Genomic DNA, 10,157 nt, shown 5'->3' with positions numbered 1-10,157 from the left:
CGCGAGGTGGTCCGCCGCGCGGCCGGTCGTCTCGTGCAGCGCGTGCCGGACGTCCAGGAGCAGCGCGTAGGCGTCCTTGACGCGGGCGGACGGCGCGGGGGCGACCCAGGCCGCCGCGACCGCCTGGATCGCGTGCACGTCGCGCAGCCCGCCGCGCGACTCCTTCAGGTCGGGCTCCAGGAGGAACGCCAGCTCGCCGGAGTCGTTCCAGCGGGCGCGGGTCATCTCCCGCAGTTCGGGCAGCCGGCGGCGCGCGTCCGAACGCCAGTCGGCGAGCACCGTCTCGCGCACCTCGCGGGTGAGGTCCGGGTCGCCGGCGACGTGTCGTGCGGAGATCAGGCCGAGCACGGCCTTGAGGTCCTCGCGCGCGACGGCGCGGGCCTGGGCGGGCGTGCGTACCGAGTGGTCGAGCCGGAGCCCGGAGTCCCAGATCGGGTACCAGACGCGGTCGGCGAGGGGCGCGATGTCGGGGCGGTCACGGTGCAGGAGCACCAGGTCGACGTCGCCGCCCGGTGTGAGCTCCTCGCGTCCGTGGCTGCCGACCGCGACCAGCGCGACGTCCGGTTCGGCGCCGACCAGCCGGGCCAGCCGGCGGTCGAGCTCGCCGGCGCGGCGGGCGCGTTCGACGCGCAGCAGCGCGCGGTCGCGGGCGTTGCCCTGTTGGGCAGAGCCCGGCTGAGCCATCGCCTCAGCCGGGCTGTGCCCTCCCCCGAGCGTGTTCGTCACCCTTACAGTGCCTCTGGCCCGGTCTCGCCGGTACGCACGCGCACCACGGTGTCGACCGGCACCGACCAGACCTTGCCGTCGCCGATCTTGCCGGTCTGCGCGGCCTTCACGATGACGTCGACGATGTCCTCGGCGTCCTCGTCGTCGACGAGGACCTCCACCCGCAGCTTGGGTACGAGGTCGACCTTGTACTCCGCGCCCCGGTACACCTCGGTGTGACCGCGCTGACGGCCGTACCCGCTGGCCTCGCTCACCGTGAGGCCGTTGACCCCGAAGGTCTCCAGCGCCGCCTTGACGTCATCGAGCTTGAAGGGCTTGATGACCGCCGTGACGAGTCTCATGCCTCAGCCTCCACCTTCTTGTCGCCCGGCTCCGCCGAGCCCTTGGCGTTGTCCGCCGTCAGTGCGGCAAGGATGCCCTGCCCGCCGCCGGAACCGCCGTGCGCCGTGCCGATCTCGTACGCGGTCTCCGCGTGGACGGCCAGGTCGATGCCGGACACCTCGTCCTCCTCACTGACCCGCAGACCCATGATCTTGTCCAGCACCTTGCCGATGATCCAGGTGAGGACGAACGAGTAGACGGCCACCATCACCACACCGATGGCCTGCTTGCCGAGCTGGCTGAACCCACCGCCGTAGAACAGGCCCGCCGGTCCGTCGCCCTTGGCCGGGGTGAGGATGCCGGTCACGGTCGGGGTGGCCAGGAAACCGATCAGCAGGGCGCCCGCCGCGCCGCCGACCGCGTGCACGCCGACGACGTCCAGGGAGTCGTCGAAGCCGAACCTGGTCTTCAGGCCGACCGCCACGGAGCAGAGCGCACCGGCGATGACGCCGAGGATGATCGCGCCGACCGGGTTCACCGAGGCACAGGCCGGGGTGATCGCGACGAGGCCGGCGACCGCGCCGGAGGCCATGCCCAGGGCGGTCGACTTCCCGTAGCGGAACTTCTCCACGATGATCCAGCCGAGCGCCGCGGCCGCCGTCGCCACCTGGGTGTTGATGAACGCCACCGACGCCTGGGCGTTGGCGGCCAGCGCCGAGCCGGCGTTGAAACCGAACCAGCCGAACCACAGCAGACCGGCGCCGAGCAGTACGAACGGAACGTTGTGCGGGCGCATGGGCTCCTTGGGCCAGCCGACCCGCTTGCCGACCACCAGGGCCATGGCCAGACCGGCCATACCGGCGTTCAGGTGCACCGCGGTGCCGCCGGCGAAGTCGAGCGCGCCGATGTGGTCGGCCAGGAAACCGCCGTCCTTGGTGGTGGACGAGTCGCCGAAGAAGAACACCCAGTGCGCCACCGGGAAATACACAATGGTGGTCCAGACGGCCACGAACGCGCACCAGCCGCCGAATTTCACCCGGTCCGCAACGGCACCGCTGATCAGCGCGGGAGTGATGATGGCGAACATGAGCTGGAAGGAGACGAATGCCAGTTCGGGCGACGTGCCGGACGCGGAGAGCAGCGTGTCCTTCAGCCCGACCCGGCCGAACCCGCCGATGAAGCCGTGGTTCCCGACGTCCTTGGCGAAGGCCAGGGAGTAGCCGTAGAGGACCCACAGCACGCTGACGATGCCGATCGTGGCAAAGTTCATCATCAGCATGTTGAGGACGCTCTTGGACCGGGTCATACCGCCATAGAAGAAGGCGAGACCCGGGGTCATGAGAAGCACGAGAGCAGAGCTCGCAAGCAGCCAGGCTGTGTCGCCTGAATTCAACATCTTGAGAACGTCCGGCGGCATGCGGCGTCCCTTCGGGTGAGGTGGTCGATACTGCTCTGGAGCTTCGAGCAGAGCCGTTTCACCTACGGGGCATGAGTGTTTCGGCGGTGTGAAACCATGCCCGCCCATGTTTCCGACGTGTTTCGAAGCATTACGCCCTGCTTCGCGCGCGTTCGCCGCCGCCGGCGCCGCCGGCCGTCCCTTGCGTCATGGGCCGCGGCACCCGGCCCGACGTACAGTGTGAGGACAAGTTCCCAGGTCATCCCTATCAGGACGGGGATCGGCAACGGTGTCTGCTGTGTCGCGCCCCTCCGCCCGGTGGCGTACACGCGGGCTGCCCGCGGAGGTGACGAGTTTCGTCGGACGTCGGCGCGAGGTGGCCGACGTCAAGCGTCTGCTGTCCGGCTCCCGGCTGGTGACGCTCACCGGTGTGGGCGGGGTGGGCAAGACCCGGCTGGCCTACCGGGTCGCCGCGGAGCTGTGGCGCGCGTTCCCCGACGGCGTGTGGCCGGTCGACCTGGCCGAGCTGGAGAACCCCGAGCTGCTCGCGCAGACCGTCTCCGCGGCACTCGGCATCGAGGACCACTCCGGCCGCCTCCCGGTGGAGGCCCTGACCGATCACCTGCGGGACATGACCGCGCTGATCGTCCTGGACAACTGTGAGCACCTCCTGCCCGAATGCTCCGTACTGGCCGACGCCCTGCTGCGCGCCGCACCCTCCCTGCGCGTCCTCGCCACCAGCCGGCAGCTCCTGGGAATCGCGGGCGAGCAGGCCCTGGACGTGCCGGCGCTGCCCATGCCGCTGTTCGGCACCGATCCCGGATCGGTCGAGGCGTCGGCGCGCTACGACGCGGTCCGGCTGTTCGTCGACCGGGCGCGGGCCGTACGCCCCGGCTTCGCGCTGACCGAGGACAACCGCCAGGCCGTCGAGCGGCTCTGCCGCCGCCTCGACGGCGTCCCGCTCGCGATCGAGCTGGCGACCGTACGGCTGCGGGCCCTGTCGGTGCAGCACCTGCTCGGGCGCCTCGACGACCGGTTCCGCCTGCTCGAACGCCGTTCCCGCACGGCGGTCGAACGGCATCGCACGCTGTGGGCGCTGATCGACTGGAGCCACACGCTCTGCACGCCGAAGGAACGGCTGCTGTGGGCGCGCGCCTCGGTGTTCGTCGGCGGTTTCGGCCTGGAGGCGGCCGAAGACGTCTGCGCCGGCGACGGCATCGCCCCCGAGGAGGTGCTGGACCTCGTGGCCGGGCTCGTGGACAAGTCGGTGCTGCTCACCGAGGAGACGGCGTTCGGGGTCCGCTACCGGCTCATGGAGTCGCTGCGGGAGTACGGCCGGGAGCGGCTCGCCGAGTCCGGCGGCACCGACGCCATGCAACGGCGGCATCGCGACCATTTCGCCCAGATGTGCGCCGACACGCTGGCGCCACCGTCGGACGTGTGCCAGCTGAAGCTGCTTCGCCGGGTGAAGCTGGAGACCGCCAACCTGCGCTCGGCGATGGACTACTGCTTCGGCACGCCGGGCGGCGCGGCGTACGGCCTGCGCATGGCCGCCGACCTGCGCAACCACTGGCTCAGCGGTTACCTCGGCGAGGGGCGTCAGCGGTTCGCCCAGGGGCTGGCCCTGCACCGGGCGCAGGACGAGGCGCGGGGCCGGGCCCTGGCGGTGGCCGGCTGGCTGGCCGTGGTCGACGGGCGGCCCGAAGAGGCGATCCGGTTGTTCGACGAGGCGCGGGAGATCGGCGAGCACCTGGGACACGGCGTGATCCTCGCCGACGTCGCCCTCCAGGAGGGGCTGCTGGCGCTGGACCGGGGCGACGCGGAGACCGCGATCACGCGCTGCCGCGCCGCCGCCACCCGGCACCGCGCGGCGGGCGACGTCATGGGCCGCATCCGCGCGGCCCTGTGGCTCGCCGGGGCGCTCACCCTGGCCGGCGACCTGGACGCCGCCGCGCTCACCGCGCAGGAGGGCGTCGCCCTGTGCGAGGCCCACGGCAAGGGCCTGTACCGCGCCCACCTGCTGACCATGCTCGGCGTGGCGCTCTGGCGCCGGGGCGAGACGGCGCGGGCCGGAGCGCTGGTGAGGGAGAGCCTCACCTTCCACCGTGAGCTCGGCAACCCCCGTGGCATCGGCCTCAACATGGCGGTTCTCGCGTGGATCACGACGGCGGACGGCCGGTACGAGCGGGCGGCGCGGCTCCTGGGGATCTTCGAGAGGTTCTCGCGGGAGCCGCGGTCACGGCGGGCGATCGGCGCCCAGGTGGCCGGATACCGGCATCTGCGCCCCTACCAGGAGGAGTGCGTGGCGGAGATCCGGCGCGCGCTCGGTGAGACGGCCTTCGAGGCGACGGTGCGCGGGAACGCCCGGCTCGACGTGGACCAGGCGCTCGCGTACGCGCTGGAGGAGGACGCCGAGGACGTCGCGGAGGCGGACGGTCCGGTGGACGGCTCGTGCCCGACGCCGCTGACCCGGCGCCAGACCGAGGTGGCCCGGCTCATCGGCCGCGGGCTGACCAACCGCGACATCGCCGCCGAGCTGGTGATCTCCCAGCGCACCGCCGAGGGCCACGTGGAGCAGATCATGCACCGGCTCGGATTCGCGTCGCGCGCGCAGATCGCGGTCTGGATCAGTGAGCGCGACGGCGAGAACGGCGCCGGGGTGGACCACCGGGGCCGGCACCTGCGATGACGAGTGGTGCCGGCCCCGGTGGACCTGCGACGCGGGGTCCAGGGCCTGCGTCGCCGTCCCGGCGACGCGGGGGGTGCGACGCCGTTACGCGTGGCGCCGTCAGGGGGTGACGGCACCACGTTTCCTCAATGGACTTCGGAGGGACGGCCTGCGAACGTCCCAGGAGGCGCTGACGCCTCATCGGCGTCACGGCCCGGTGTGCTGCCTCCACTCACGACCCTGCCACCCGGGGTGGCCGGGCGAACGGGGAGAAATACCCATATTCGTACGTGTCCTCGTGGCCCCGCGGTGGAGTACCGCTTCTCCAAGGGTCAGAGATCGAACCGGAGGACAGGCCTCCGGTCAGTCGCCGAGGATCGCCTCGACGAAGGCCTCCGGCTCGAACGGGGCCAGGTCGTCGGGGCCCTCGCCCAGACCGACGAGCTTGACGGGCACGCCCAGCTCGCGCTGGACCGCGATGACGATGCCGCCCTTCGCGGTGCCGTCGAGCTTGGTCAGTGCGATGCCGGTCACGTCGACGACCTCGGCGAAGACGCGGGCCTGCTGGAGGCCGTTCTGGCCCGTGGTCGCGTCGAGGACCAGGATCACCTCGTCGACCTGCGCCTGCTTTTCGATCACTCGCTTGACCTTGCCGAGCTCGTCCATCAGCCCGGTCTTGGTGTGCAGGCGGCCGGCCGTGTCGACGATCACCGTGTCGACGCCGGCGGCGATGCCGTGCTTGACCGCCTCGAAGGCGACGCTCGCCGGGTCGGTGCCCTCGTTCCGGCGGACGACCTCCGCGCCGACCCGTGACCCCCACGTCTGGAGCTGTTCGGCCGCGGCGGCGCGGAACGTGTCGGCGGCGCCGAGCAGTACCGTACGGCCGTCGCCCACGATGACCCGCGCGAGCTTGCCGCACGTGGTCGTCTTGCCGGTGCCGTTGACGCCCACGACGAGGATGACGGCCGGCTGGGCGCCGTGCGGCTCGGTGCGCAGGGAGCGTTCCCAGTCGCCGCCGATCTGGCCCAGCAGCTCCTCCTTGAGCAGCGCGCGCACCTCGGCGGGGTCGCGGGAGCCCTGCACCTTGACCTTGGTGCGCAGGTCCTCGACGATCTGCCGGGCGGGCACCACGCCGACGTCCGCGGTGACCAGGGTGTCCTCGATCTCCTCCCACGCGTCGTCGTCGAGCGCGTCGCGGGACAGCAGCGTCAGCAGGCTGCGCCCCAGCGCGTTCTGCGACCGGGACAGCCGCGCACGCAGGCGTACGAGACGGCCCGCGGACGGCGGTGGGAGCTCCACCTCCGGCACCGGCGGCGCCGGGACCTCCACCGGAGGTGCCTCGGCGGTCGCGGTGTCCTCCTCCAGGACGGCGGTGCCGCCCGGTGAGAGGCCGCTCTCCGGCGGGGCCTGGGGCGGCGGAGCCTTACGGCCGCGCCCCCGCAACAGGAACAGGCCGCCGGCGACGACGGCGACCACGACGATCGCGATGGCGAGGATCACGTATTCCATAGCGTGTCCCAGTCTCGCAGAGGACGGGGCCGGTCAGCGAGAGCGGGGCGGCGGCATGCGGGCCGGAGGCATGGTCTCGCGCTCGGAGTGACCCCATTCCTCCAGGTTCCGCAGCAGGGCCTCCAGGTAGGACCGCAGGTGGGTGCGGTAGACGTCGCTGAAGGTGCGCAGGTAGGTGATCTCGCTTTCCAGGTTGCGGCGTTCGTCGTCGGACAGGGGCTCGGTGGAGGACGGCCTGACCTGCTGAGCCGCGGTCGACGCCTGCCGGTGGGCCTCCTCCAGGACCATCACGGCCCGCGCCTTGGCCTCGGCGAGGATCTCGTCGCGCCCGCGCCGTGCCTCCTCGGCCAGCTCCTGGCTGTAGCGCTGGGCGTCGGCGACGTAGTGGTCCGCGGTCTCCTGCGCCTTGGACAGGATGCGCACGGCCTGCATGTGGGCGTCCTCGGCCTGCGCGGCGGGGATCCCCTGCGGGTTGCCGGAGATCCGGTCGCGGAGCCGGCCGACCTCGTTCGTCAGCGACGCCTTCTCGTTGAGGACCCGGATCAGCTCCTGCTCGACGTGGCGGAGGAAGGCGCGGACCTGATCCTCGTCGAAGCCCCGCCGGCCGAGCGGTGCGCGCCGGAAGTCGGCCGTCTGCAGCTCGGCCGGGGTGAGACGCTGAGCGCCCGGATTGTCTAGTGAGGTCATCGGTTCCCCTATGCGTCCGCGTACTTGTCGAACCGGATGCGGTCCCTGCCGAGCCCGAGGCGTACGAGACGGTCGACGGTCGCGTCCACCATGCCGGGCGAGCCGCACACGTACGCGTCGTGGTCCCTCCAGATCCCGTACCGGGCCATGACGTCGGCGAGCGTGCCCTGTTCGACGCCGCCCTCCGCGGGTTCTTCGGACACGGCGGGCACGACGGTGAGCCACGGGTACTCCACCGCCCGCTTGGCCAGGTCGTCCAGGTCGTACAGGCCGTCCATCGTGCGCGCGCCGAAGAACAGGTGGACGCGCGGCGGCGCGGGGCTCTGCGCGATCCGTTCGAGGATCGCCTTGAGCGGCGCCAGGCCGGTGCTGCCGCCGATGAGGAGCACGTCGCGGCCGGAGCGGTCGTCGAAGGTCATCGTGCCGACCGGCGGCCCGAGCCTGAGCCGGTCGCCCGTGGCCATCGAACGCACCAGGACGGGGCTCACCGGCCCTCCGTCGACCAGCCGGACGTGGAAGTCGATCGTGTTGTCGGGGCGCGGCGCGTTCGCCATGGAGTAGAACCGCCACATGCGCGGCCGGGAGGCCACCTCGACGGAGACCGCCTGGCCGGCCAGGAACGGCAGCGGCCGTTCGATCACCACCCGCATGACGGCGAGGTCGAACCGGCGGCGCTCGTGCGCCACGATCTGACCGTTCCACCAGGCCGGGCGCTGCGCCGCGTCCTCTTCCGCCGCCTCGATCATGGTCTTGGCGACGACTTCGTACGCGTCGCCCCAGTCCTTGGCGAGCGTGTCGGTCCACGCCGCACCGGAGAAGTAACGCAGAGTAGTTATCAGACTCTGCCCGACCTCCGGATAATGCAGCGCCTCGACCCCGAATTTACGATGGTCGGCGCCGAGCTGACGAACGAAAGGAACGAGTTCCGGCAGGTTATCGACCTGCGAAACGATACGCCCGAGCGCGCCCAACAAGCGGTCACGCTGGTGATTCATTCCGATCGGGAACATGTCCCGAAGCGCCGGATTCCGTAGAAATAGATCCGAGTAAAAGAACAATGCCACAGCGTCACCGTGCTGGGCGACCTGCGCAAAGTTATTCTTCAATGCCTGAGCGTCCACGCGTTCTCCTGAGGGGGCGGCCTGCGCGAGCGGGCGCCGGGAGCGGGCACCGGCGCCGGGCGCGCGCTACCCCTCGCTACCGGCCTTCACCATGACGTCCGAGACGACGCCGTACGCGGCCGCCCAGTCTTTCTCCAGCTCAGGGGTCCATGAGTCGCCGCTGAAGTAGCGAAGCGTCGCGATGAGACTGCCGCCGACCTCGGGGTAGTGCTCGGCGGTGACGCCGAACCCCTGGTGCCGGCGACCCAGTTGCTGAAGGTAGGGAACCAATTCCTCAGTGTTGTCCACCCACGCGACGATCTGCGCGAGAGCCTCAAGGAGAACCTTCTGCTGACGCGCCATCGAGGCCGGAAAAAGCGAGCGGTAGCCGGGATTTCCCTGGAAGAGGTCAGCGTAAAAGTAATCGGCTACCTCCATACCGTGATCGGCGACCTGCGCAAAGTTATCCTTCAGTCGCTGAGCGTCCATATGAGGCCCTTTCTCGGGTTGAACGACGTCTATTCCTAACGAAGCGCACGACCCGGCGCAACCGTTACTCACGGTTCAGAACACGATCAGAGTGACGGACGGGTCGACGGCCTCGCCGCGAAGGAGGCGGCCGCACGCAGGCGCCGCGGCGAGAGCGGGACCGTCAGCACAGTGTCAGGAGTGATGGTCAGGAGACCACGATAACCGTCGACCTGGTTCGAGATCGCCTGTCAGGATCCATTGTCAGGCGGGCACGGCACGGGTCGGCCGTGGACGACCCCGCGCGGGCAGAGGGTCAGGCGGGCTCCGGTTCGCGCAGGCGCTGGCTGATCACCTGGGTGACGCCGTCGCCCCGCATGCTCACGCCGTAGAGCGCGTCGGCGCCCTCCATCGTGCGCTTCTGGTGCGTGATGACGATCAGCTGCGAGGACTCGCGCAGCTCTTCGAAGATGCCCAGCAGACGCTGGGTGTTCGTGTCGTCGAGCGCCGCCTCGACCTCGTCCAGCACGTAGAACGGCGACGGCCGTGCCTTGAAGATCGCGACGAGGAACGCGATCGCGACCAGGGAACGCTCGCCGCCGGACAGCAGCGACAGCCGCTTGACCTTCTTGCCGGGCGGCCGGGCCTCCACCTCGATGCCGGTGGTCAGCATGTCCTCCGGCTCGGTCAGCGACAGGCGACCCTCACCTCCGGGGAACAGCCGCGAGAAGATCCCCTCGAACTCCCGCGCGGTGTCCTCGTACGCGGAGGTGAAGACCTGCTCGACCCGTTCGTCGACCTCCTTGACGACCGTGAGCAGATCGCGCCGGGTCTTCTTCAGGTCCTCCAGCTGGGAGGTCAGGAAGGCGTGCCGCTCCTCCAGCGCGGCGAACTCCTCCAGCGCCAGCGGGTTGACCTTCCCGAGCTGCGTGAGCTGGCGCTCGGCCTGCTTGGCGCGCTTCTCCTGCGCGGCACGGTCGTACGGCTGGGGCTCGGCGTCCTCGGGCGCGTCGGGCGGCGGTGGGATGAGCTGGTCGGGGCCGTACTCGGCGATCAGCACCTCCACCTCCAGCCCGAACTCCTCCATCGCCCGCTCCTCCATCTGCTCCAGGCGGAGCCGGCGCTCGGCGCGGGCGACCTCGCTGCCGTGGGCGACGTTGACGAGCCGCTCGTGCTCGCCGGTCAGCTCGCGTACGCGCGTGCGGACGGCCTTCAGCTCCTCCTCGCGGGCGGCGCGCGCCTGCTCGGCGGCCTCGCGCTCCGCGACGGCCGCGGCGATCGA

At 70.9% G+C, this 10,157-nt stretch carries 9 protein-coding genes; 1 reads left to right on the top strand and 8 read right to left on the bottom strand.

Features of this window, described 5'->3' with window-relative positions; all coding sequences use genetic code 11:
• From ACFFNX_RS31555 to ACFFNX_RS31545, 3 genes are all read right to left on the bottom strand, one after another.
• The coding region (locus ACFFNX_RS31555) for a [protein-PII] uridylyltransferase family protein (protein ID WP_378209522.1) at window positions 1–726 on the bottom strand (726 nt) is incomplete at its 3' end.
• A gap of 2 nt (window positions 727–728) precedes the next feature.
• Entirely contained in the window at window positions 729–1,067 is a 339-nt protein-coding gene (locus ACFFNX_RS31550) for a P-II family nitrogen regulator (protein WP_285569096.1), read from the bottom strand.
• Entirely contained in the window at window positions 1,064–2,443 is a 1,380-nt protein-coding gene (locus ACFFNX_RS31545; protein WP_378209521.1) for an ammonium transporter, read from the bottom strand. The genes ACFFNX_RS31550 and ACFFNX_RS31545 overlap by 4 nt, the downstream gene beginning before the upstream one ends.
• Before the next feature lie 346 nt (window positions 2,444–2,789).
• Here ACFFNX_RS31545 and ACFFNX_RS31540 point away from each other — a divergent pair, with 346 nt between their 5' ends.
• The gene (locus ACFFNX_RS31540) at window positions 2,790–5,132 is read left to right on the top strand and encodes an ATP-binding protein (protein WP_378209520.1); all 2,343 of its coding nucleotides are present in this window, start codon (window positions 2,790–2,792) and stop codon (window positions 5,130–5,132) included.
• 342 nt (window positions 5,133–5,474) lie between these two features.
• On the opposite strand, the gene ftsY is transcribed toward ACFFNX_RS31540, so the two are convergent.
• The 5 genes from ftsY to ACFFNX_RS31515 all read right to left on the bottom strand — a co-directional run.
• Window positions 5,475–6,620, bottom strand: a complete 1,146-nt coding sequence (gene ftsY / locus ACFFNX_RS31535; protein ID WP_378209519.1) for a signal recognition particle-docking protein FtsY — start codon at window positions 6,618–6,620, stop codon at window positions 5,475–5,477.
• Between the two features lie 33 nt (window positions 6,621–6,653).
• Entirely contained in the window at window positions 6,654–7,307 is a 654-nt protein-coding gene (locus ACFFNX_RS31530; protein WP_378209518.1) for a DivIVA domain-containing protein, read from the bottom strand.
• Between the two features lie 8 nt (window positions 7,308–7,315).
• Window positions 7,316–8,371, bottom strand: a complete 1,056-nt coding sequence (locus ACFFNX_RS31525) for a globin domain-containing protein (protein ID WP_378209517.1) — start codon at window positions 8,369–8,371, stop codon at window positions 7,316–7,318.
• A 123-nt stretch (window positions 8,372–8,494) separates the two neighbouring features.
• Window positions 8,495–8,896: a globin domain-containing protein gene (locus tag ACFFNX_RS31520; protein WP_378209516.1), complete on the bottom strand. Its 402-nt coding sequence runs from the start codon at window positions 8,894–8,896 to the stop codon at window positions 8,495–8,497.
• A gap of 295 nt (window positions 8,897–9,191) precedes the next feature.
• A partial coding sequence (locus tag ACFFNX_RS31515) for an AAA family ATPase (RefSeq protein ID WP_378209515.1) occupies window positions 9,192–10,157 on the bottom strand: 966 nt, incomplete at its 5' end.

The sequence above is a fragment of the Actinoallomurus acaciae genome (assembly GCF_042429965.1).
Taxonomy (GTDB): Bacteria; Actinomycetota; Actinomycetes; order Streptosporangiales; family Streptosporangiaceae; genus Actinoallomurus; species Actinoallomurus acaciae.
Note: the sequence above shows the minus strand (reverse complement) of the source record. Positions and strands in the feature narration are given on the sequence as shown.

Excerpts from the sequence above, each read along its gene's own strand:
- ACFFNX_RS31520 (WP_378209516.1), bottom strand. The coding sequence starts at position 8,896 with ATGGACGCTCAGCGACTGAAGGATAACTTTGCGCAGGTCGCCGATCAC.
- ACFFNX_RS31550 (WP_285569096.1), bottom strand. The coding sequence starts at position 1,067 with ATGAGACTCGTCACGGCGGTCATCAAGCCCTTCAAGCTCGATGACGTC.
- ftsY (WP_378209519.1), bottom strand. The coding sequence starts at position 6,620 with ATGGAATACGTGATCCTCGCCATCGCGATCGTCGTGGTCGCCGTCGTC.
- ACFFNX_RS31530 (WP_378209518.1), bottom strand. The coding sequence starts at position 7,307 with ATGACCTCACTAGACAATCCGGGCGCTCAGCGTCTCACCCCGGCCGAG.
- ACFFNX_RS31545 (WP_378209521.1), bottom strand. The coding sequence starts at position 2,443 with ATGTTGAATTCAGGCGACACAGCCTGGCTGCTTGCGAGCTCTGCTCTC.